This window comes from Shewanella dokdonensis (assembly GCF_018394335.1).
Lineage (GTDB): Bacteria > Pseudomonadota > Gammaproteobacteria > Enterobacterales > Shewanellaceae > Shewanella > Shewanella dokdonensis.
Genome location: NZ_CP074572.1, coordinates 1,284,408 through 1,305,936 on the forward strand (window position 1 = coordinate 1,284,408; position 21,529 = coordinate 1,305,936).

General features: G+C 47.6%; 22 protein-coding genes and 6 pseudogenes. 9 read left to right on the plus strand and 19 right to left on the minus strand.

Going from position 1 to position 21,529, the window contains the following annotated elements:
* The first annotated feature begins 10 nt into the window (after positions 1-10).
* The 7 genes and pseudogenes from lptA (at position 11) to KHX94_RS06205 (ending at position 4,666) form a co-directional block, all read left to right on the plus strand.
* The gene (gene lptA / locus KHX94_RS06175; protein ID WP_213682774.1) at positions 11-511 is read left to right on the plus strand and encodes a lipopolysaccharide transport periplasmic protein LptA; all 501 of its coding nucleotides are present in this window, start codon (positions 11-13) and stop codon (positions 509-511) included.
* Positions 508-1,235: pseudogene (gene lptB, locus KHX94_RS06180) on the plus strand (LPS export ABC transporter ATP-binding protein). The gene lptA and the pseudogene lptB overlap by 4 nt, the downstream one beginning before the upstream one ends.
* A gap of 92 nt (positions 1,236-1,327) precedes the next feature.
* Positions 1,328-2,792: pseudogene (locus KHX94_RS06185) on the plus strand (RNA polymerase factor sigma-54).
* Positions 2,793-2,822: 30 nt separating this feature from the next.
* Positions 2,823-3,113 carry a ribosome hibernation promoting factor gene (gene hpf, locus KHX94_RS06190; RefSeq protein WP_212595339.1) on the plus strand — a complete coding sequence of 97 codons (291 nt, stop codon included), beginning with the start codon at positions 2,823-2,825 and terminating at the stop codon, positions 3,111-3,113.
* Positions 3,113-3,555, plus strand: a pseudogene (ptsN, locus tag KHX94_RS06195) (PTS IIA-like nitrogen regulatory protein PtsN). Before hpf ends, ptsN begins: the two are co-directional and overlap by 1 nt.
* Positions 3,552-4,405, plus strand: a pseudogene (gene rapZ / locus KHX94_RS06200) (RNase adapter RapZ). Before ptsN ends, rapZ begins: the two co-directional pseudogenes overlap by 4 nt.
* Positions 4,392-4,666, plus strand: a pseudogene (locus KHX94_RS06205) (HPr family phosphocarrier protein). Before rapZ ends, KHX94_RS06205 begins: the two co-directional pseudogenes overlap by 14 nt.
* Positions 4,667-5,020: 354 nt before the next feature.
* Here KHX94_RS06205 and KHX94_RS06210 read toward each other — a convergent pair.
* Positions 5,021-5,812 (minus strand): molybdate ABC transporter substrate-binding protein, encoded by a 792-nt coding sequence (locus KHX94_RS06210; RefSeq protein ID WP_213682775.1) that lies wholly within the window; start codon positions 5,810-5,812, stop codon positions 5,021-5,023.
* 176 nt (positions 5,813-5,988) lie between these two features.
* On the minus strand, positions 5,989-6,657 hold the full coding sequence (locus KHX94_RS06215; protein WP_213682776.1) for a YiaD family glycine zipper/OmpA-like lipoprotein: 669 nt from the start codon (positions 6,655-6,657) through the stop codon (positions 5,989-5,991).
* A gap of 469 nt (positions 6,658-7,126) precedes the next feature.
* Here KHX94_RS06215 and KHX94_RS06220 point away from each other — a divergent pair, with 469 nt between their 5' ends.
* Positions 7,127-7,339 carry a transposase gene (locus KHX94_RS06220; RefSeq protein WP_213682777.1) on the plus strand — a complete coding sequence of 71 codons (213 nt, stop codon included), beginning with the start codon at positions 7,127-7,129 and terminating at the stop codon, positions 7,337-7,339.
* Positions 7,340-7,917: 578 nt separating this feature from the next.
* On the opposite strand, the gene mnmC2 is transcribed toward KHX94_RS06220, so the two are convergent.
* The 16 genes from mnmC2 to rpsF all read right to left on the minus strand — a co-directional run bounded on the left by mnmC2 (position 7,918) and on the right by rpsF (position 19,774).
* Positions 7,918-8,619, minus strand: coding sequence for a tRNA (5-methylaminomethyl-2-thiouridine)(34)-methyltransferase MnmC2 (gene mnmC2 / locus KHX94_RS06225; protein WP_213682778.1), 702 nt, complete (start codon positions 8,617-8,619; stop codon positions 7,918-7,920).
* Between the two features lie 222 nt (positions 8,620-8,841).
* A complete protein-coding gene (locus tag KHX94_RS06230) occupies positions 8,842-10,362 on the minus strand; it encodes a DHA2 family efflux MFS transporter permease subunit (RefSeq protein ID WP_244859354.1) in 1,521 nt (506 codons plus the stop codon).
* Between the two features lie 23 nt (positions 10,363-10,385).
* Positions 10,386-11,441: an HlyD family secretion protein gene (locus tag KHX94_RS06235; protein WP_213682779.1), complete on the minus strand. Its 1,056-nt coding sequence runs from the start codon at positions 11,439-11,441 to the stop codon at positions 10,386-10,388.
* Positions 11,442-11,453: 12 nt separating this feature from the next.
* Positions 11,454-11,876 carry a MarR family winged helix-turn-helix transcriptional regulator gene (locus tag KHX94_RS06240; protein ID WP_213682780.1) on the minus strand — a complete coding sequence of 141 codons (423 nt, stop codon included), beginning with the start codon at positions 11,874-11,876 and terminating at the stop codon, positions 11,454-11,456.
* 305 nt (positions 11,877-12,181) lie between these two features.
* Positions 12,182-12,826: a hypothetical protein gene (locus tag KHX94_RS06245; RefSeq protein ID WP_213682781.1), complete on the minus strand. Its 645-nt coding sequence runs from the start codon at positions 12,824-12,826 to the stop codon at positions 12,182-12,184.
* Positions 12,827-12,832: 6 nt separating this feature from the next.
* The gene (locus KHX94_RS06250) at positions 12,833-13,072 is read right to left on the minus strand and encodes a FlgT C-terminal domain-containing protein (RefSeq protein ID WP_280529649.1); all 240 of its coding nucleotides are present in this window, start codon (positions 13,070-13,072) and stop codon (positions 12,833-12,835) included.
* 97 nt (positions 13,073-13,169) lie between these two features.
* On the minus strand, positions 13,170-13,352 hold the full coding sequence (locus KHX94_RS21030) for a flagella assembly protein FlgT middle domain-containing protein (RefSeq protein WP_213682783.1): 183 nt from the start codon (positions 13,350-13,352) through the stop codon (positions 13,170-13,172).
* Entirely contained in the window at positions 13,333-13,989 is a 657-nt protein-coding gene (locus KHX94_RS06260; RefSeq protein WP_213682784.1) for a flagellar assembly protein T N-terminal domain-containing protein, read from the minus strand. Before KHX94_RS06260 ends, KHX94_RS21030 begins: the two co-directional genes overlap by 20 nt.
* A gap of 37 nt (positions 13,990-14,026) precedes the next feature.
* Positions 14,027-14,260, minus strand: a complete 234-nt coding sequence (locus tag KHX94_RS06265) for a hypothetical protein (RefSeq protein ID WP_425314044.1) — start codon at positions 14,258-14,260, stop codon at positions 14,027-14,029.
* Positions 14,261-14,420: 160 nt separating this feature from the next.
* Positions 14,421-15,176 carry a flagellar basal body L-ring protein FlgH gene (locus KHX94_RS06270; RefSeq protein WP_213682785.1) on the minus strand — a complete coding sequence of 252 codons (756 nt, stop codon included), beginning with the start codon at positions 15,174-15,176 and terminating at the stop codon, positions 14,421-14,423.
* A 240-nt stretch (positions 15,177-15,416) separates the two neighbouring features.
* Positions 15,417-16,493 (minus strand): alanine racemase, encoded by a 1,077-nt coding sequence (alr, locus tag KHX94_RS06275; protein ID WP_213682786.1) that lies wholly within the window; start codon positions 16,491-16,493, stop codon positions 15,417-15,419.
* A 66-nt stretch (positions 16,494-16,559) separates the two neighbouring features.
* Positions 16,560-17,969, minus strand: coding sequence for a replicative DNA helicase (gene dnaB, locus KHX94_RS06280; RefSeq protein WP_213682787.1), 1,410 nt, complete (start codon positions 17,967-17,969; stop codon positions 16,560-16,562).
* Between the two features lie 340 nt (positions 17,970-18,309).
* A complete protein-coding gene (gene rplI / locus KHX94_RS06285; protein WP_213682788.1) occupies positions 18,310-18,762 on the minus strand; it encodes a 50S ribosomal protein L9 in 453 nt (150 codons plus the stop codon).
* 38 nt (positions 18,763-18,800) lie between these two features.
* Positions 18,801-19,028 (minus strand): 30S ribosomal protein S18, encoded by a 228-nt coding sequence (gene rpsR / locus KHX94_RS06290; protein ID WP_025009344.1) that lies wholly within the window; start codon positions 19,026-19,028, stop codon positions 18,801-18,803.
* 12 nt (positions 19,029-19,040) lie between these two features.
* Positions 19,041-19,346 carry a primosomal replication protein N gene (gene priB, locus KHX94_RS06295; protein ID WP_213682789.1) on the minus strand — a complete coding sequence of 102 codons (306 nt, stop codon included), beginning with the start codon at positions 19,344-19,346 and terminating at the stop codon, positions 19,041-19,043.
* A gap of 8 nt (positions 19,347-19,354) precedes the next feature.
* Positions 19,355-19,774 (minus strand): 30S ribosomal protein S6, encoded by a 420-nt coding sequence (gene rpsF / locus KHX94_RS06300; protein WP_213682790.1) that lies wholly within the window; start codon positions 19,772-19,774, stop codon positions 19,355-19,357.
* A 203-nt stretch (positions 19,775-19,977) separates the two neighbouring features.
* Here rpsF and KHX94_RS06305 point away from each other — a divergent pair.
* A pseudogene (locus tag KHX94_RS06305) lies at positions 19,978-20,720 on the plus strand (DUF481 domain-containing protein).
* Positions 20,721-20,771: 51 nt separating this feature from the next.
* On the opposite strand, the gene rlmB reads toward KHX94_RS06305, so the two are convergent.
* On the minus strand, positions 20,772-21,512 hold the full coding sequence (rlmB, locus tag KHX94_RS06310) for a 23S rRNA (guanosine(2251)-2'-O)-methyltransferase RlmB (RefSeq protein ID WP_213682791.1): 741 nt from the start codon (positions 21,510-21,512) through the stop codon (positions 20,772-20,774).
* Positions 21,513-21,529: the final 17 nt, after the last annotated feature.

Below are 21,529 nucleotides of genomic sequence, written 5' to 3' on the forward strand. Positions count from 1 at the left end.
CGGTGCACTCTTGTGTCTCGCCAGTCTGTCTGCGGCCGCAGTAGATAAAGACCTATTGCAGCAGGTCAAGATCTCTGCTGACTCTCAAGATGCCGACATCAAAAACAAGCAGGTAGTGTATAGCGGACACGTGATTGTCACACAGGGTTCGATGAAACTTACCGCCCAGGAACTTAACGCATCCGGTACCGATAAAGACGGTGAACGCGTGTTGATAGCCAAAGGTTCACCAGCAACCTTTCGCCAGAAATTAGAAGATGGCCGCATTGCCAATGCCAGCGCTAACGAGATCCACTACAACATCAACAAGCGCATTCTGACACTTATCGGTAAAGCCAGAGTAGAGCAAGATGGCAGCCTCTCAACCGCAGAAAAAATCATTTATGATCTGGAAAACCAGCAACTGCAAGCGACCAGCAGTGGTCAGGGAGAAGATCGGGTTACCACGGTAATTCAGCCGGAAAATTACCAGCAAGAGACCAAAAAGGAACCCAAGCAGGAGCAACAATGAGCAATACCCTGACCGCCCAGAATCTCGCTAAAAGCTATAAAAAAAGAATGGTCGTGAAAGACGTCAGTCTGTCGGTGAAGACCGGACAGATTGTCGGTTTGCTCGGCCCCAACGGCGCGGCAAAACCACCACTTTCTACATGGTGGTTGGGCTCATTCAAAGCGATAAAGGTCGGATCTTCATCGATAATGATGAGTTGACTCTGGATCCCATGCACTTACGTGCCCGCAAAGGGATAGGTTATTTACCTCAGGAAGCCAGTATTTTCCGCAAACTCACGGTGCGAGACAACATCATGGCGGTGTTACAGATCCGCAAAGATCTGGATCGTGATGGCCGCGAAGAACAGCTAGAACAATTACTTGAAGAGTTCCATATCACTCACATCCGCGACAGTTTTGGGATGTCACTATCGGGCGGCGAAAGACGCCGAGTGGAAATTGCCAGAGCATTAGCCGCCGATCCAAAGTTTATTTTGCTGGATGAACCCTTCGCCGGGGTTGATCCAATATCGGTTATCGATATCAAAAAAATCATTGAACAATTGCGCTCTCGAGGGCTAGGTGTACTTATCACTGACCATAACGTGCGTGAAACGCTTGATGTGTGTGAGCGCGCCTACATCGTGAGTCACGGTCAATTGATTGCAGAAGGAACTCCTGCTGAAATCCTTGATAATCAACAGGTCCGCGCAGTGTACTTGGGTGAGCAATTCAAGCTATAGTAACCACTTTGGGGCATACAATTTCAATTATTATTAGCTGTAATTACTGAGCTTTTTATTACACGATAGGATGTATAGGGGTAAGCGGTAACATGAAAACGTCACTCCAGTTAAAGCTGGGTCAACAGCTGACCATGACACCACAACTGCAGCAGGCCATACGCTTGCTACAGTTGTCGTCGCTGGAGTTACAACAAGAGATCCAACAGGCACTGGAAGCCAATCCTCTCTTGGAAGTCAATGAAGACAACCAGCTAACCGACGAAGACAATGACGTGGATGACGCGCTTGAAATGCCGACACCCAGCGCTCAGCAAGAAGACAGCTCAACCGTTGAAACCTCTGAGGCGTTAACCAGTCAAGCGCTGCCGGAAGAACTGCCAATGGATACCACCTGGGACGAAGTTTTTACTGCCGCCCCAGCCAGTTCAGCGGGGCCCATTCGCGATGACGACACACCTTTCCAAGGAGAAACCTCGGAAGGATTGCACGAACATCTGGAATGGCAAAAAACCTCACCCCTTTTCAGAAACCGATGCAGCCATTGCCACCGCCATTATTGAAGCGATTGACGATCAAGGCTATCTGACCCAAACCACAGAAGAGATTCTGGAAGCGATGGGGAATCAGGAAATCGAGCTGGACGAAGTAGAAGCCGTCCTGAAACGCATCCAGCACTTTGACCCAGTAGGAGTGGCGGCCAGAGATCTGCGCGAATGCTTGCTGATCCAGTTATCCCAGTTCAGTGATGACACCCCGCATCTGGGTAATGCCATTATGTTGCTGGAGCACCACCTTGATCTGATTGCGGCAAAAGATTACCGCACCTTGATGCGCAAAACCCGCCTTAAAGAAGAAGAACTCAGGGACGCCATTGCCCTGATCCAGACACTCAATCCTCGCCCCGGGCTGCTCGTACAGCCACAGGACGAAGAGTATGTGATCCCAGATGTCAGCGTCTGGAAAAAGAATGGCCGCTGGGTTGTAGAACTCAACCCAGACTGTATGCCCAAGCTAAGTATTAATCAGCAATATGCCGCCATGGCGCGCAGTGTTCGCAGTCAGTCTGACAGCCAGTTTATCCGCGGACATTTGCAGGAAGCCAAATGGTTTATCAAGAGCCTGGAAAGCCGCAATGATACCCTGTTGAAAGTAGCTAACTGCATCGTGCAGTTTCAACAAGGCTTCTTTGAATATGGTGAAGAAGCCATGAAACCCATGGTACTCAACGACATCGCTGAAGCAGTAGATATGCATGAGTCCACCATTTCCCGAGTGACTACGCAAAAATATATGCATACCCCACGCGGCATTTTTGAACTGAAATACTTCTTTTCCAGCCATGTGGGCACCGATGACGGCGGTGAGTGTTCTTCTACCGCAATCCGAGCATTTATCAAGAAGTTAGTAGCAGCAGAAAATCAGAAAAAACCGCTCAGCGACAGCAAAATGGCACAGTTGCTGGCGGAACAGGGGATCAACGTAGCAAGGCGCACTATCGCAAAATATCGCGAGGCCATGATGATCCCACCGTCAAATCAGCGTAAGAGTTTGTAATTCCACAGTACCCCTATGGAGGACACCCCTATGCAAATCAACCTGGCAGGCCATCACATTGAGATCACCGACTCGTTGCGTAGCTACGTGGAGAGTAAATTTGCAAAACTTGAACGCCATTTCGAACAGATCAATAATGTGCATGTCGTACTTAATGTTGAAAAAGCCATACAAAGAGTTGAAGCCAAGTTACATCTGAACGGTGGTGAAGTGCACGGCACAGCAGAACACACCGACATGTACGCAGCCATTGACGCACTGATTGATAAATTGGATCGTCAGGTCATTAAATACAAAGAAAAGCTGACAAAATACTCATGATGGAACTTAGTACCGTCCTGCGGCCGGAGTGTACCGTCTGCGCCACACCCGGCAGCAAGAAAAAGGTATTGGAGCTCATCAGCGAACTCGCCGCGGCCCAGTATCACAATCTGTCGTCCCAAGCCATTTTTGAGAGCCTATTGGCCAGAGAAAAATGGGAAGTACCGGTATTGGCAACGGTATAGCCATTCCGCATGGCCGCATGCCGGATATCACCGAGCCGATAGCGGTGCTAGTGAAATGCGATGAGCCAATTGCCTTCGATGCAATCGATAACCAACCGGTGGATATTCTATTCGCCCTGATAGTACCAGCGGATCAATGCCAGCAACATCTGAGCACCTTGTCTGCTATGGCTGAAAAACTCAGTGATAAACAGATCCTTAAACAACTGCGCAAAGCGACTACCAAAGAAGAACTGTATCAGGTGATCACCGGATGAAACTGGCCATAGTCTCCGGCCGCTCTGGCTCAGGAAAATCTGTAGCATTACGAGTACTGGAAGACATGGGCTATTACTGTGTCGACAACCTGCCCTTGCCAATGATTGGCAACTTACTGGAAAATCTTCGGGGCAGTAATGAGCTGGTGGCCATCAGTGTTGATGTGCGCAACATGCCCAACCAGGAAAAAGTGCTCGAAGGCCAGCTAGGTAGGCTACCGCAGGGCACAGAAGTCATTAGTTTTTTCTGAATGCCTCAGACAAGGTACTATTAAAACGTTACAGTGAGACCCGCCGTTTACACCCGCTATCCAAAAGTAAAATTTCGCTGAAAGACGCGATTGAGCAGGAAGGTGAACTGCTGGCACCTTTGTCACAACTGATGGATCACTACATAGATACTTCCACCATGAATATCTATGAACTGAGTGACACCGTCAGAGAAATTCTGCTGGGTAGCGCGACCAAAGAGCTGGTGATTAACTTTGAGTCCTTTGGATTCAAGCATGGGTTACCTGCCGAGGCCGATTTTGTATTTGACGCGCGCTTCTTACCAAATCCTCACTGGGAACCGCAACTAAGGCCGCTTACCGGGCTAGATGAGCCGGTGCGAGAGTTTCTCAATCGACAGCCTCTAGTCAACAAATTTATCTGGCAAATAGAAAACCTGCTGGATACCTGGCTACCACATCTAGAGCGTAACAATCGCAGTTATCTTACGGTGGCCATTGGCTGTACTGGCGGCCAGCATCGTTCAGTTTATGTGGCGGAACAACTTGCTAAACGCTTCAGTAACAGTAAACATAAAGTTCAAGCACGCCATCGGGAGCTTGAACATGGCAAAAATTGAGCGGGAAATTACCATTCTCAACAAGCTGGGATTACATGCCAGAGCTGCCACCAAACTGGCGGTGCTTGCTAACGCGTTTGATGCCAATATCATCCTGATCCAAGGTCAAAAACAGGCTTCTGCCGCGAGTGTTCTAGGGTTACTGATGTTAGAAACGGGGATGGGCAAAAAATCCGTCTGGTCGCCGATGGCCCAGATGCAGAACCCGCCATGGAAGCCATCTGTAATCTGATCAATGCTCGCTTCGACGAAGCCAGTTAATCCTTCCGTCCCTTAGCAAGTTAGCAAGCTAATCCCTTCGCCGATGCGACAATCGCTAATTGAACCAATCGTTAGCACAAGTCACCTTACAAAACTCGCTCAACAGACCTCAATAACCACTTTATCAAACACTCGGTAGCGCTTACCGATAACAATAGAGCCATGATTATTCATACTGAAGCAACAAAAGTTAACCCTAAAACAGCCTAGTCAGTGAATTGGGGTAAGCATCAGCGTTCGCAATCAATATACTGCACCGTGTAAACAAACCTTTGAGTACTAAAGAAAAGTGGTATGCCCTTATGTCTCACTATTGCTGAGACGCTAAAAAGTCAGCGTCCCAGAACCTGAACGTTACAATGCCAATGGCGCCTCAAAGCCATAAGTAGCCAGAATCGCCTGGGCTTGTGGCGATAAAATAAATAACACTAATTGCCAAGCCTCTACCTGCTGCTTATCCAATACCAACATGCCGTAATTGGCGCCTACCGCCAATTCTGCTGGCAGATTGATAATCTGCAACCTTGGTACCTGCTTTTTAGCCAACACCGCATTGGTACAATAGGTTAAAAAGATATCCGCTTGTTGCTGACTCATCACCCAGGCATAGGGATTTTGTCCTTGCGGTGCCTTAGCACTTTGTGGCCCACCCGTTAACTGTAACGCTTTAGACGATAGCAAAGCCTGACTGCCAGGACGTAGAACCTCTGCACGCTCAAAGACTTTAAAAGCGTAATCACCTGCCGGATCAGCTTTCGGAGTCGAGGTGCCTAGGCGGACGTCCGGCCTTAGCATCATGTCCAACAGGTTGCTGGAGGTTAACTTAACATCAGGCTGAGCCAGCGCACACAACTGATTGCGAGCAAACATTACCACTGGGCCGCCTTTACCTGCCTGAGATAACACTTCTGGATGTTTCATATTGGCCGAAGCAAATACAGCAACCTGCTCACCATTTTCGATACGTTGTCGCAACAACCCAGATGGCGCAAATTGCGCCTGTACCTTTACACCGTTTATCGTTTGATATTGTTCGATAATATCTGTCATTGCCGCTTTCAGGCTCCCCGCCGCCCGAAACTGCACCTCTGCGGCGTGAGACATTAAAGGCAATAACAGCACCGCCATGCAAATCCTCTTTAACATGTTGTTTCTCCGGTTTTCATAGACCGCCGTCACTTCAGCAGAACTCGACGCAACACCGGATAGGACCAAAGTCGTTACGTGGTACTACTCACAGAAGTAAACCAAGAAAGTTATCAATGGTGACATTTTGACCATAAAAAAGGCCGCAAATGCGGCCTGAGCAGAATAACTACTGATTATTGGGCTAATGGGCTTAACACAATTTCCACCCGGCGGTTTTGTGCTCTTCCGGCGGCACTGCTGTTACTGGCGATAGGATTGCTTTCACCCGCACCCTGAGTAACCACGCGCTGACCCGCAACCCCTTTCTGGATCAAATAACTACCGACCGAAGAAGCCCGAACCTGAGACAAACGCAAATTATAAGATTCAGACCCGGTACTGTCGGTATAACCAATAATATTCAGTTGTGTCTTAGGATATTCTTTGGCAACCAGTGCCACACTGTCCAACACCTGCATAGCACCACCGCTCAAGTCTGTTTTATCGACTTGGAAGGTAATCTCATTTGGCATGTTCAGGATAATACTGTCCCCAGAACGGGTCACACTAACGCCTGATGCAGATAACTGCTGACGCAGCTTAGCTTCCTGCACATCCATGTAGTAACCAACTCCGCCGCCAACTGCGGCACCAGACGCTGCACCAATCAACGCGCCTTTGCCTCGGTCATGCTTGCTGGAAGTCGCAACACCAACCAGTGCCCCTGCCGCCGCGCCAATAAGAGCGCCACTCGTAGCCTTAGATGTCTGTTGTTCGTTGGTATAAGGATTAACAGTTGTACAACCAGCCGCCAGAAACATCATCAGTGCAGCAGAAGTGATTGGCATCATAACCTTGTTCATGGTGGGTTCTCCTTTGTCTCACCGTGAAAATAATGACATCAGTATATAACCATATATCGGCAAGACAACGACTCAGAGAATGCTGGACTGTATAATTCACGGCTTATTCAGGCTCGATTCAGTTAGTCATCGCGCATGTTTCTGTCATTTTCAGACCGACCACTGCTGGGATATCACGCACCAAATAGGTGCATCACGCACATTCATGGTACTAGTGCAAATTTTCATTTTTTTGCATAAATTTAATATCTACATGATTTTAAAATAGAAAAAAATTAAAAAAATTGGCACAGTTCTTACATATATAGAAAGTAGTATTCCGACACAGCAGGAGGTAACGATGAAAATCATTTATCACTTTGTCCAAAGCTGTCGGGCACACTGGCAAAGCTATAAACATCTTGGCGTTAGCCAGTGGGATATAGAATAGCGGTTTCAGCAGTATAACGAGGTAATTCTGGAGGTGAAGATGGAAATGACAGATACCATTCGGCATCAGGCAATCATCGAAGTCACCCATCATGGGCGGTTGCTATTTGATGTTGCCCGTCAATATGGACTCCCGACAAAAACCTTGTATATGTGGGTGCGTCAAAGTGAGCAACGGACCCAACCCTCGACCTCATGGATTTATGGTTTATCGTCCATGATGTCGCAGCTGAAAGCCAAATATTTTAACTAACGGTTTCGACAAGTTTGAACTGAACTAGTAACAGTTATCGCCCCCAACGATAGAAAAAGTGTGCTCCCCAAATTTTGCGCTTTTCTAGGTTCATTCTTGTCATTTTTATTCGATACCAGTTACAGGATTTAACTGGTGGCACTGCAAGGACGCAGTCTGCCAAGGTTTCGACCTGAGTGGGCTGAACAAAAAATATTTGTTATCGCCCCCAACGATAGAAATGTGCAAATAACAAAAATAATGCGCGAATTCTAGGTTCACTCTTGTCGTTTTTTATTCACACAGGGTCAACCTGTGTCACTTATCGGGCAACGCCATGATAAGTCAGGTTTAGGCAGAGTTAAGAAGTGAGAGTTACGATATCGCCCCCAACGATGACTAACTCATTAATAAAAATAAGAATTATAGATTTTACCGATTATCTCTGCCGTTTTTATTCAACCCAACTCAACGATGAGCTTGTGGTAAACCGTCATGACAGGAGCGGATCGGAAGTTTTATCCGTATATACCGCACCAAAAACAATAAAATATGCAACCACATTCTGAGGGTTCGCTCCTGTCACCTCCCCCAAATAACTAACAACGCCACGCCCGCGTCATCTCGCGTTTGCCCAGCGCGCCAGGATAAGCTTTTACCGTAAAGCCAACGGCTTTTAGATCGCGCTTAAACTGGCCATTGGCACAGTAGGACACCAGCAATCCTTGAGCTTGTAACAGTTGGTAGCATTTCGCCAAATTCTCCTGACGCCAAACATCCGGCTGTTTATTCGGAGCAAAGGCATCAAAATAGATCAGATTGAATTGCTGGGGAGATAAAGCAATTTGCTCCAACCGCGTGTGACATTTAGTCAGCCAGAATCCAGGCAACAACTCACTGGCCTGTTCCCAAGGCGCAGCATGCAGCATGTCAAACAACGGGGCATAAGATGGTGCAAGCAACTGCTTATAGTTAAGGTGATGGAGCAAGTCCTGCGCTAATGGATAGGGTTCAACACTGACATAACGCACGGTTAACAACGGTTTATTGTCAGCCTGCCGTTGCTGATTAAGTTGCTGAAAATGCCCTAATGTCAGCAAGGCATTTAAACCCGTACCAAAACCTACTTCAAAAATAGACACTTCGCTAAACGTCTCTATTGCCGCATCAAACCCGGCGGCAATAAAGACATAACGAGACTCAGCAATCGCACCTCTGTGTGAATGGTAGGTTTCGTTTAACTCGGAATTAAATAATGTGTGGGAACCATCGTCGGTCACTTGTAAGGATATCTGTGCCATAAAACTACCAGAATGGGCTCATGTTTAATGGGACAAATTATCCGGCCGGGCAGCCGTGTCCTGCAAGCATTCGTATGGATAATCCGGCAGTAACTGGATTTCAAACAACATTGACGCCATGTCTCTTCTCACTTGCCATGCCCGATATTGTGGCGGAAAACTATGTTATGCGTTACATAGTCCGCTGAGCTGCTGACGCCACACTGGTTGCCCTGACCTTCCTCAGGATTTGCGCTCAATAATGATCGGCGCTCGCTTTTTGGGTTTCTTCAATAACACCATCATTAACAGCATCAACACACACAGCAACATCATGATGCGAAAATCTTGCAAGTAGCCAAGCACCGAAGCCTGAAACGTCACATCACTGTTGAGCTTAACCAAACCGCTGGTGGTCGTGATATTGACAGCACCGGCATGCACTGCTTCCTGCAACGCTTTGTTAAATGGCGTAATGTAATCAGCAAAGGCCGCATGATTGATCTGCACCCGTTGTGACAAATAAGTGGTAACCGCTGAAATACCGATGCTGCTGCCAATATTACGTATCAGACTGTATAAGGCTGTTCCTTCGTTACGGTACTGCGGAGCCAGCGTTGAAAAACTGATGGTCGACAAAGGCACAAAGACCAGCCCCATACCAAAACCCTGAATGACGCCAGAGTAAATAATCTCCCAACGGCTCACCTCTACAGAAAAACAGGTCATTTGCCATAGTGACAAGATCATTAACAACAAGCCGACCACAATCAGGTAGCGCAGATCTACTTTATTCGCCAGTTTCCCAACCAACATCATCCCCGCCATGGTGCCAAAACCTCGCGGAGTCAGTAGCAACCCCACATCAATTACCGGGTATCCCATCAGATTTTGTAAATAGGGCGGCAATAATGCCATGGTGGCTAACAAGACTATCCCAATAATAAAGATAAACAGTAACCCGATGACAAAGTTACGATCGCGGAACATCTGCGGTTCGAGAAACGGATGTTTAGCAGTAAACATGTGCACTAAAAACATATACATGGTTAGCGCAGCCAACGCGGCTTCTACCACAATCTCCATGCTGGCAAACCAGTTTTGTGATTCACCGCGATCAAGAAACAGTTGCAGGCTACCAATTGCTACGGCCAATAACGTAAAACCAAACAGGTCAAACTTACGTTTGGGATCTAATGGCGTTTCTTTCACAAAGGCAGCGATGCCTAACCAAGCGAGTACACCAAATGGGATATTGATATAAAACACCCAGCGCCAGTTATAGTATTCCGTGAGCCAGCCACCTAAAGACGGCCCAAGAATCGGCCCCACCATAACGCCCACGCCCCACATTGCCATAGCAGAGCCATGCTGTTCGGTGGGATAGGTATCCAATAAAACCGCTTGTGATAGCGGCACCAGACTGGCACCAAATATTCCCTGTAACAAACGGAAAATCACTATCTGATCTAGCGTTTGTGCCGCACCACATAAAGCTGAAGTGATAGTAAATCCGACCACAGACCACAAAAACAGATTTTTGCGGCCGATGCGGGCAGAGATAAAGCCCGTCATGGGCATGGCGATTGCTGCCGCCACGATATAGGAAGTTAGCACCCAGGAAACCTGATCCTGGGTTGCGCCCATCGCGCCTTGCATATGCGGCAGCGCCACATTGGCGATAGTGGTATCAAGCGCCTGCATAATGGTGGCAAGCATTACGGATAAGGTCACTAGACCGCGATTTACGCCCGGGTTTTCCATCAGTATTGCACCCAATGCTTGGATCAGAAGGCCAAATGGCGCTGATGTTGCGTATCAATAGTAACGACAGCGCTGAGACCGGCTCTTAATTTAGGTGCACCGGGCAGCGGTTCAATATGAATACGGATAGGCAAACGTTGACTAATTTTCACCCAGTTACCGGTAGCATTCTGCGCCGGGATCACTGAAAACTCGGAGCCAGTCGCCGGGCTGAGACTGCTTACAGTGCCATGCCAAGTGTAATCGGGTTGATAGTCCACATTAATTTCAACATTCTGGCCAATGCGAACATAGGTCAGTTCCTTTTCTGTGTAGTTCGCTTCTACCCACAAATTATCATCGGCGACCAGCATCATGGCGCTGCTGCCAGGATTCACATATTCCCCTTTTTCCAATACGTTAGTCACAATACCGCTAGACGGCGCATAAACATCTATGTGTTGTAGATCATTGCGCGCTTTGTCCAAGGACGCTTGCGCTTTCTTATACTTGGCATTCTGCTCTATTGGCGCATTCACATCGCCACCCAGTCCTTCTGCCGCGAGTTTTAACTCCGTATACAGCGATTCAATCTGTAGTTTTTCCTGCTCGGTATCCTGTCTAGCAGCATCATAGTCAGAATCCGAGATGTAATGCTGCTTCAACAAATTCTGTTGGCGTTGCTGCTCTCGCAGCAGGTACTGATATTGGTTTTTGGCTAATGCAATACTTGCCAGTTTGGTTTGCACATTGGCTTTAAGCACTTTCAGTAAATTAACGGTATCACTAAGGTTAGCCTCCGCTTCCGCTAGCGCAATCTGATACGGTTTAGGGTCAAGTTGAAACAGTAACTGACCGGCCTTCACCTGTTGATTGTCGCGTACCAAAACCTTAATCACTTTTCCTGCTATTTCACTGCTTATCAATGTTTTATCCGCTTTTACATAAGCATTATCTGTTTCCACATAACGCCCGCCATGCAAGTACATGGCTAAGGCGCTGATGATTAACAATGCGGGAACCACAAATAGCAATACAATGCGTTTGAGCTTACGACCAGAACGAGGATTTTCTTGGAGAGTAGAGTCTGCCGCGGACATAAATATACCTAATTATTCTTTTGATAAATTATTGTGGACGGATTGCAAAACCAGCATGAAATTGTCTATTTGCGCTTCCGATAAGCCCGTCAGAGCACGCTCCCACACCTCCTGAGAGGCTTGCATTACCTTGTCTTGTACAGGTTTAGCCTCTGGCGTGGTATGGATTAAATGTGCCCGGCGATCGGCAGGATCACGTTGTCGGGTCAAAAAACCTGCGGCAACTAACTGATCGATAACCCTCACCAGTGTCATTGGCTTGATTTCCAAGATCTCAGCCAATTCAACTTGGCGGATCCCCTCATTCATAGAGACACACTTTAGGGCACGTGCCTGCGCTAGAGTCAAACAACTTAACTCTGAACGTTGCTGAAACTCCCGGCGTAGCAAACGCATGATATCTACCATTAGATAGCCAATACTTTGTTGCGGCATGATGCGAGTCCCAGAGATGATTACATTGATAAAACTAGGGATAAGATGATAAGTAATACTTATTATATGTCAAGTTAACTAATGACCATCAGCAACTATTAATAACCACTTACCAATCTGCGCGCTCTAAGGACCCACCTGAAATTGGCCGCCTCGAATTTCAATAACCCCACAAGCAGCGCCTGTAGCGAATAACCAACAGACACCATCTCTGAACGATTTACTCATGCAAACATGAAGATGAATACATCAACTGCATCGGAATGGCCCCCTGATAGACCTGAGGCCAAGATTAAGCTGCTTGATTAGCTATCTGAGTCACTAGAGACAGCACTGAGTGCATATTTGACAGGGGATTCGCCAAGTAGACTAGAAGCGCCCATTTCCACCAAAGAACCAATAGCGCCTAATGTACCGCCATAGATGGTGCTGCCAACGAGCTGAGGCACAAAGCCTATTTCATCACCGGTCAGGTCGCGGTAATAGTAGTTAATGAGCGGAATATGTTGCAGTGGATTCACGACATCTACAATGTCGCTGAAACTGAGCTGCTGACCATCGGCAAATGGCTTTAATACGCCATCATCATTGGTGTCGCTGGTTTTTACGGTGCCGACCGTAACACCTGCGTTTGCGGGAGTCGCTGTAGTGTTTGCCGCAACCGCCTGCTCCGGTGCTGGTGTCAGGCTGTTACTGATTTTTGATTGGTAGAACGATGTCAGTAAACCATCAGCCAGCCCCGCCCCCAGCAAACTCATACTGTCACTGCTAGCGGTTACTGCTGTGGTATTCCCTTCTCCTGAGACTTTTTCCAATGCGTTTTCAATCACCTGGCCGAACATTGAGTCCAGTCCAGAAGACAGATCAACACTGTCAGTCGATACTGTCGTGGTCGCCGCAGATGAAGAAGTACTGTTGAACCAAGAAGGGATAAAACTACTGATATTCATAGTTTTTCAGTTCCAGAAATTATCTAGTTGTACAACATCACGAATTTGGATACCGAATGGCATATCGTTATTGAGCGGCACCAACTGGCTGTGATCGGGATAAACTTTTACCACTTCAAACTCTACCCGTTCATCACTGAAATTAGCGTACTTAACGCCTTGCTCATCAATGTAGTTGTACTGATATTGCAGCTTGAACAGATCCCCTATTTTCACCCCTGGCGGCCGCCCATGGCGACTTCTAATGTGTTGCTGCCGACACGCAAAATCCTGGCCTTAGGATGAGCACATTTGAGTAACTCACTCATGTCTTCAACCGTGGTTTTCAGCAATCGGGTAACTTCTAATCCGTAATCTGACTGCCATAGCTGTTCGCTGGCGGGCAAGACCTTTTGGTGATGGGGAAAGGCCAGTAAGTGCGGGTGTGGTAGTCTTTTTTCATGATGGTCAGCCCAGAAATACCGTCAATCAAATACATGCTGATACCAAATTCGCGCACCAGTTTGTCATGACTGAGTCCCCCCATCTACTTTGCCTACAGCAAGGTCAGTAATCCGCCCCATAACAACATACTGAGCCCGCGATTGCTCAGACAGATACTGCAGTTGTTGCTGATCTTGGGCTGACATGCGATCTGGATTGATAGCTAAGGGGTGTTGTAACAGACTTTTCGCTAGGAAATCGGCTTTGGCTTGATCAAACTCAGCAAACAACCGTTGGGACACTTCCTGCGGCAAGTCACTAAGCCCGCCATACCCGGCATAATTACGATCCGTGAGGATCAGCGGCGCCATAATGATTGACTTGCTGGTGAGATGTTGGTTTTCACATAACGCGTTGTCATTCCAGATATCGGCACGTAAAGTTACCGTAACGCGATCATCCTTGCTGTATTCTTCCAACTTCTGTATCTGGGTAACATGACCATTGGCACGCACTTGAAAGGTATTGCCATTGAGACTGCCTTCATCCACTTCACTGAGCAGAGACACTGAAGCACCAGCCTGCAGAATGGCATCTCTCAGTGCGGCTCGGGCCGCCTGTTCTTTGGCATAATCAGCATTACCATTGATAATCGGCGCAGAACCCTCACCTTTATACCAAGCAGCAGTGACCGGCCAAGGCAACAGCAGTAGCAGGATTAACGTTCTCAGTACCACCATTTGTTTTCCGTCTCTACCGGTTTATTTTCGACTGAACCTAAATCTGCCAGCACCTTGGGATCGAGTGATAACTCTGTAGTGTAAAAAGCCCCTGCACGCTTTGGCTGACAACTTTTGCTCCCCGAACAACCCCTTGGACTTTGGCATCCAATGTTTTGCGATTGGTCGTTTCACCAGTCATGCGGGTATAGGCCCGCAATTGCTGCCCATAGAGTTGCTCGGCTAAGCGCCGATAGGCATCCAAACGCGAGGCTTCCATGGCCTGCATCAATTTTTCTTCGTAGCTCGGGCCAACTTGCGAGGCAATCGGCGCGTAGCCTGTCGCCTGTAATACTTGAGCATTATCGGGGCTACCAGCTCATAACGCACTAATTGCTCATGAGTACATGCCGTCAGCAGCCACAGGATGGTAATTAGCAATAACCAGCGCATCAGAATGGCCACACGGTTGGGTTGTTCAGCTTGTCTGTCAGCCAGCCTAAACGTTGACTGTTAGCCAATTCACCATTGCCAGAATATTCAATCCTAGCATTAGCGATCTTGGTCGAAGATACGGTATTGTCTGGCAGAATATCTTTAGCGCGGATAATGCCCGTTAACCGGATAAACTCTTTACCGTTGTTGATGAGTAGCCATTTATCGCCACGGATCAACAATGTGTTATTTTTCATCACTTTCATCACAGAAACGGTTATTTCCCCTTCAAAATCATTGGACTGACTTGAGTTACCATCACCTTTAAATTTCTGCTGTTGACTGAGATCAAGGTCAACCTCTTTCCCGGCAATTTTCAGATTGCCGCCAGGCACACCAATGGGATCGAGAGTAAAATCGGTACTTTTATTCATTTGCGTGCTACCGCTTTTACTGGCTTTGGTCGATTCAGCGAGCTTTACCGAAATAATGTCACCGACCCGGAAGTGAGCTTGCTCCACATAAATACTTTGCGCTTGCTGGATATTGAAAATAGAGCCGGTAGGAATTGCCGACACCGCTTCATCGCCAGGTTCAATGAAGGCGTAATAAGGATCATCAGGATCTGCATCATCCATCTGTTGTACCGGTTCTCCTGCGGGTGGTAACACTTTAGAACCTGAACCATTCTTCCCGGCAGTGTTCATACTCCCAGAAGCACAAGCCGCCAGGAGCAGAGTCATCAGCAGTATTGTCATAGTCTTGATGAGCATTGCGTTATATCCATACAGGTTTCTGTTAAGACAACTGCAAGCAATCTAGAAATAGACTTTGCAAACAAACGACAAATATTGTGCAAAAAATGTGGAACACTTAAAAAGTGTGATACAGCGCAAAAGCACCTTAGTAACAAATCGACGGGATAACGCAGCAGGGAATTATGGATGGCAACAAAAAGCCCCTAGGACGATGAGTTCTGTGCGACACCATCACCCTAGGGGCTTGCGGATCCATCAGTCTAAACAGACGGCAACACGGGGAGTGAGCTTAGTGACGAGTTCATAGGCGAATGTACCAATCTTTTCCGCAACTTCTTCTACTGGCAGTTGCGGCCCCCACAAAACAGCAGCGTCACCCACTTTATCGGTGGCATTCGGGCCCAAGTCAACGGTCAGCATATCCATGGAAACCCGGCCAACAATCGGGACTCGTCGGCCATTAATCCATACAGGCGTACCTTGTAGTGCATTACGGGGGTAACCATCACCATAGCCAATAGCAACCACGCCTAGGCGTGTGTCGCGGCTAGCCTGCCAGTGACCACCGTAACCCACGGTATCACCAGCTTTATGTTCTCTTACCGCAATTAACTGCGACACCAAGGTCATTGCCGGTATCAACCCATGTTTAGCCCCACGATCACCATCCACCGGAGACACGCCATACAAGGCAATTCCCGGGCGGATCCAGTCAGCCTGGCTCTCTGGCCAAAACAAGGTTCCCGCCGAATTTGCGGTTGTGCGTTCGCCGGGTAAATTTTGTGTCAGCTCATTGAAAATAGCGAGCTGCTTGGCGGTATAGTCCTTTTGTAACTCATCGGCACAGGCAAAATGGGTCATAAAATTAATCGGTTTAGCAACCTGAGGGCAACGCAACAAACGCTGATAAACCTCATGGAATTGTGCAGGAGAAAAACCTAAACGATGCATTCCGGTATCGAGCTTCATCCACACAGTTACCGGTTTATCCAGATGCGCCTGCTCCAGCATCTGCAACTGAGATTCATGATGCACGGCGGTATCAATATTATGCTCAACCAACAGAGGTAAATCTTCGCTTCTGAAAAAACCCTCTAGCAGTAATAGCTTAGCTTTGACGCCACCCTTTCGCATTTCCAATGCCTCTTCCAGTCGCGCCAAGCCAAAGCCATTAGCATCTGGAACACTATTCGCGACATTCAAAAGGCCATGGCCATAGCCATTAGCTTTAACGACGGCAATCACTTTACTGTGAGGAGCGACTTCTCGAAGGCGTTCCAGATTATGTTTGAGCGCCTGACTGCTGATTTCAGCTCTGGGAAAGGGTTTCAATTAATACCTTCATAAACTTATGAGTATGGAGTGACCAAAGTCACTCCGGAATGGCCGGACGGAGGTCTAATCCTCGTCGAATTGCGGTCCAGCATAGTTATCAAAACGGGAAAATTGTCCTTGGAAAGTCAATCTGACCTTACCGATAGGACCGTTACGCTGTTTACCAATAATGATCTCAGCGACACCTTTATCCTGTGAGTCGTCATGATAAACCTCATCACGATAGATGAACATGATAAGGTCGGCATCCTGTTCAATAGAACCAGATTCACGCAAGTCTGAGTTAACCGGGCGCTTATCTGAACGTTGCTCCAATGAACGGTTAAGCTGTGACAACGCAATAACTGGGATCTCCAGCTCTTTTGCCAGCGCCTTCAGAGACCGGGAAATCTCGGCAATTTCCAAGGTGCGGTTATCGGCCAAGGCCGGTACCTGCATCAGTTGCAAGTAGTCCACCATAATCATTGACAGCCCACCGTGTTCACGGGCGACACGACGAGCACGGCTGCGCACTTCCGTTGGCGTCAATCCCGAACTGTCATCAATGAACATTTTACCTTTTTCCAGCATCAGCCCCATGGTGGAAGAAACGCGCGCCCAATCATCGTCATCCAACTTACCGGTACGGATACGGGTTTGATCAACGCGGCCAAGCGAGGCCAGCATACGCATCATGATCTGTTCGGAAGGCATTTCCAGGCTGAAAATCAACACTGGTTTATCTTCATTAAGCGCGGCATATTCGCACAGATTCATCGCAAAAGTGGTTTTTCCCATGGAAGGACGCGCCGCAACAATGATCAGATCACCCGCCTGGAAACCTGCGGTTTTATCATCAAGATCTGCAAAACCGGAAGATACACCCGTCACCCCGTTATGCGGGTTGTTATAAAGCTGCTCAATCTTATCAACGGTTTTTTCAAGAATGCTTTTGATGCCTTCTGGACCTTCATTGCTATTGGCACGCTGCTCAGCAATCTTAAAAACCTTGGTCTCGGCCAAGTCCAACAAGGCGCCAGAATCCCGCCCCTCAGGATTGTAGCCAGCGTCAGCGATTTCATGGGCAACGCGGATCATCTCACGCACCACTGCACGCTCACGCACAATCTCGGCATAAGACAAGATATTGCCAGCACTGGGCGTGTTTTTAGCTATCTCACCCAAATAGGCAAAACCGCCAGCATCTTCCAGTTCATCAGTCAGTTCCAGCTGTTCCGATACCGTGATTAAATCAAGTGGCTGGCCGCCATCCACCAGTTTTTGCATCGCACTGAAAATCAGCTTGTGGGCCCGGGAATAGAAATCCTCTTTAACCAATGCTTCAGCAACTTTATCCCACGCTTCGGCTTCCAACATCAGCCCACCCAGCACCGACTGCTCCGCTTCAATGGAATGGGGTGGCAATTTCAACGCATCAACCTGCGCCTCTTTACGCTTGTCACCTCTGACTTTGAAAGCACTTTGCTGTGGCATAACTCTGGAAATCTCCAATATTGGATTAGAAGATGTAAAAACGTTAGTTCTCATGAATAGCGCCATCTTAAAGAAATGTGATGGACTAAGCACAGATCTTCAGCAAACGAGCGGCTCTGATTTGGTGGCAACCTGCTTATTCGACCGCCCATTGTAACGACTCTCAGCTTACTGCAAAAGTACTGTCTACACAGGGGCAAAGAACAAACCGACATAACAAAAGTCAAAATAAGCAGGTATGAATCTGACCTATAACTTTCATATGAAACAACCGTAAAAATATCTCAATAACACATAAAAAAACACCGCCTGATGGCGGTGTTTTTTCATTAAAGACTCATTATGCTTCGGCGACGATAGTCACTTTAACAACAGCTTTAACTTCAGAATGTAACTGAACTTCAACTTCGAAGTCACCAGTAGAACGCAGAGCGCCCAGTGGCAAACGCACTTCGGATTTAGCCAGTTCCACGCCGGCAGCAGTTACAGCATCTGCGATATCACGAGTACCAACAGAACCGAACAGTTTGCCTTCATCACCGGCTTTAGAAGCGATAACCACAGCTTCCAGCGCTACAATCTTCTCAGCACGAGCATTGGCAGTTGCCAGTTCAGCAGCCACTTTAGCTTCCAGTTCAGCACGACGAGTTTCGAAAACTTTTACGTTTTCATCGTTTGCAACAACTGCTTTACCCTGAGGCAGCAAGTAGTTACGAGCATAACCAGCTTTTACAGAAACCTGATCGCCCAGATTGCCCAAATTGGCAATTTTATCAAGCAGAATAACGTTCATTATCAATTCCTCTCAATTCGATTTGGATCAATGCCAGCTTACTGATGCAGATCAGTGTAAGGCAGCAGAGACAGATAACGAGCGCGCTTGATAGCACGAGCCAACTGGCGCTGGTATTTAGCGCTGGTGCCGGTAATACGGCTGGGAACAATCTTACCGCTTTCGGTGATATAGTTTTTCAGCGTAGCGATATCTTTGTAATCGATCTCCGTAACACCTTCGGCAGTGAAACGGCAGAATTTACGACGACGGAAATAACGTGCCATTTTGACAGTCTCCTAAATTTTCAATTCGACATTTTCGGCGTGCAACACCAGTCGACTTTGGCCATTGCGACTCTGTTGTAGAGTCAGAAAGCCGCTGACCTGGATATCCACACCCGCTTTCAGCTTATCTGTAACGCTATCAAAGCGTTCTCCACTCAATACCACTTGCAACACGCAGTACACGTTCCTTGGCAGTTCAGCTTCAAAACGTTGCGACCTGTGTTCCAACTGAATTACCGTATGTTCAATGCCAGCCGGGCTTTTAAAGCGCCGACAACGCAGGATCTTTCCGGATAATTCCAGGTGGTTGGTGGTCACAGAAAAACTTACTCAGCGCTCTCTTCAGCGTTTTCTTCTTCGATCTCAGCAGAATCTTCGTCAGCAGCTCTATCATCGCTGTTAGACGCGCGACGTGAGTCACGTTCATCTTTTGCTTTGGCCATTGGAGAAACTTCGGTGATGGCAGCTTTAGTGCGCATAACCAAGCTACGCAGAACAGCGTCGTTGAAACGGAAAGCAGTTTCCAGTTCTTCGATAGACTCAGCGGTAGTTTCTACGTTCAACAGAACATAGTGAGCTTTGTGCAAATCTTGAATAGGATATGCCAGTTGGCGACGGCCCCAGTCTTCCAGGCGATGGATCTTGCCGCCTACAGCGGTGATAGCACCAGTGTAGCGTTCGATCATGCCAGGAACCTGTTCACTCTGATCTGGGTGAACTAAAAATACGATTTCGTAATGACGCATTTATTGCTCCTTACGGTTATTTAGCCTTTTTGTGGCTCAGTCAGACCCCTACAAGGCAAGGAACGAGAATAAAGTGACTGATTTAGGCGCGAAATAGTACATAAAGGGGGACACAAACTCAAGCAATAACTTTGCCTGTAGACAGTCAGCAGTTATTATGTGACGCTGATTTGCAGCAGTAACAGCACTAAGACTCAAATACAATGACAAGATTATTTTTACTGGCGCTTTTAAGCTTATTGTCATCGCCGACTTGGGCACTCGTCCCTCCAGATTATCGTGAGCCCCCAATAACTTTACCGCTGAAATTGAAGCTGGTTTTCAACTCAATACAGGCAATACCGACTCCACCAGTTTCAACGGTCGCACCAAAATGGTGTATGACACCAGTAAGGCCACACAAGAAGGGACGTTTAAGGCGTATTATGCCGCTGACTCCGAAAATACCACGGCCGAAAAGTATGACCTGCAATTACAGTCAAACTACAAGCTGAGAAAAGGCTATGTTTTTGGCCGTGGGGAATTTGTCTGGGATAAATTCGGCAGTTACACCGACATTTATACCATTTCCAGTGGTTACGGTTTTGATGCGGTCAGCACAGGCAGAACCAAATTGAGTTTAGAAGTTGGCCCCGGCTATCGTTATAACTTACCTATAGCAACGGATGATGAACCAGACCCATCATCCGAAACCGATGTCATTTTACGTACCGCCGCCAGATTTGAGCAAAAAATTCACGAATATACGACGTTCAATGCCGATCTGACCGCCGAAATTGGCGAGAACAACAACACAGTGACACTGGATATGGGCTATAAGAACACGCTCTTTCAGGACTGGGCGTTTAAAATCGGTTTCTACGTTAAATATACTGAAATCGTGCCAGAAGGTAGCCAGCAGACAGACACCATTACCACCTTTAACCTGCTTTACACCTTTCAATAACGCCAAAGGGATGGTTTTCACCATCCCTTATTATTCTCACAAAGCATTGTCTCAGGCTTGCCGTTGGCGTACAGCCTCAAACAAACAGATGCCCGTTGCCACTGAGACATTAAGACTGGAAACCGTGCCTGCCATGGGAATGGAAATCAGGGTGTCGCAGCTCTCGCGACTTAAACGACGTAACCCTTTGCCCTCTGCCCCCATCGCAATCGCCAGGGGGCCACTGAGATTAGCCTGATACAAAGTGCTATCCGCTTCGCCAGCAGTACCGGCAATCCAAACGCCCCGTTCCTGCAACTGCTTCATGGTGCGAGCAAGGTTGGTTACTTGAAATAAGGGGACAGTTTCTGCGGCACCACAGGCAACTTTACTCACAGTCGCCGTGAGTCCAGCAGAATTATCTTTCGGCACAATCACACCATGTACTCCGGCGGCATCGGCATTACGCAAACAGGCGCCCAAATTGTGCGGATCTGTTACGCCATCCAGAATGAGCAGAAATGGCGTGTTGGTCTTATCCAGTAACGCTTCTAGATCGTTCTCGGTCAGTATTTTAGCCGGACGAACGCGTACCACTATGCCCTGGTGTTGGCTGCTTTCTGCTTTCTCGTCCAGTGTTTTACGGGCAGCAATCTGCGGTTTAATGCCGATAGTATCCGCTAATGCCAACAATGGCCGAATACGTTCATCCTGACGGCCATTGAGCAGCCACATTTCCAGCACCCGTTCAGGGGAATGTTCAAATAAAGAGGTTACGGCATGGATGCCAAACACCAGTTCCGGTTTTTTCATGCTTTATTTCTTTCTCT

Bases quoted from the DNA above. Each gene is read 5' to 3' on its own strand.
- KHX94_RS06210 (WP_213682775.1), bottom strand. From the start codon at position 5,812: ATGTTAAAGAGGATTTGCATGGCGGTGCTGTTATTGCCTTTAATGTCT.
- rpsF (WP_213682790.1), bottom strand. From the start codon at position 19,774: ATGCGTCATTACGAAATCGTATTTTTAGTTCACCCAGATCAGAGTGAA.
- KHX94_RS06215 (WP_213682776.1), bottom strand. From the start codon at position 6,657: ATGAACAAGGTTATGATGCCAATCACTTCTGCTGCACTGATGATGTTT.
- KHX94_RS06270 (WP_213682785.1), bottom strand. From the start codon at position 15,176: ATGCTCATCAAGACTATGACAATACTGCTGATGACTCTGCTCCTGGCG.
- rplI (WP_213682788.1), bottom strand. From the start codon at position 18,762: ATGAACGTTATTCTGCTTGATAAAATTGCCAATTTGGGCAATCTGGGC.
- KHX94_RS21030 (WP_213682783.1), bottom strand. From the start codon at position 13,352: ATGGGGGGACTCAGTCATGACAAACTGGTGCGCGAATTTGGTATCAGC.
- rlmB (WP_213682791.1), bottom strand. From the start codon at position 21,512: ATGAAAAAACCGGAACTGGTGTTTGGCATCCATGCCGTAACCTCTTTA.
- dnaB (WP_213682787.1), bottom strand. From the start codon at position 17,969: ATGCCACAGCAAAGTGCTTTCAAAGTCAGAGGTGACAAGCGTAAAGAG.
- mnmC2 (WP_213682778.1), bottom strand. From the start codon at position 8,619: ATGGCACAGATATCCTTACAAGTGACCGACGATGGTTCCCACACATTA.
- KHX94_RS06240 (WP_213682780.1), bottom strand. From the start codon at position 11,876: ATGCCGCAACAAAGTATTGGCTATCTAATGGTAGATATCATGCGTTTG.
- hpf (WP_212595339.1), top strand. From the start codon at position 2,823: ATGCAAATCAACCTGGCAGGCCATCACATTGAGATCACCGACTCGTTG.
- KHX94_RS06245 (WP_213682781.1), bottom strand. From the start codon at position 12,826: ATGAATATCAGTAGTTTTATCCCTTCTTGGTTCAACAGTACTTCTTCA.
- KHX94_RS06230 (WP_244859354.1), bottom strand. From the start codon at position 10,362: ATGGAAAACCCGGGCGTAAATCGCGGTCTAGTGACCTTATCCGTAATG.
- KHX94_RS06260 (WP_213682784.1), bottom strand. From the start codon at position 13,989: ATGGTGGTACTGAGAACGTTAATCCTGCTACTGCTGTTGCCTTGGCCG.
- KHX94_RS06235 (WP_213682779.1), bottom strand. From the start codon at position 11,441: ATGTCCGCGGCAGACTCTACTCTCCAAGAAAATCCTCGTTCTGGTCGT.
- KHX94_RS06220 (WP_213682777.1), top strand. From the start codon at position 7,127: ATGGAAATGACAGATACCATTCGGCATCAGGCAATCATCGAAGTCACC.
- rpsR (WP_025009344.1), bottom strand. From the start codon at position 19,028: ATGGCACGTTATTTCCGTCGTCGTAAATTCTGCCGTTTCACTGCCGAA.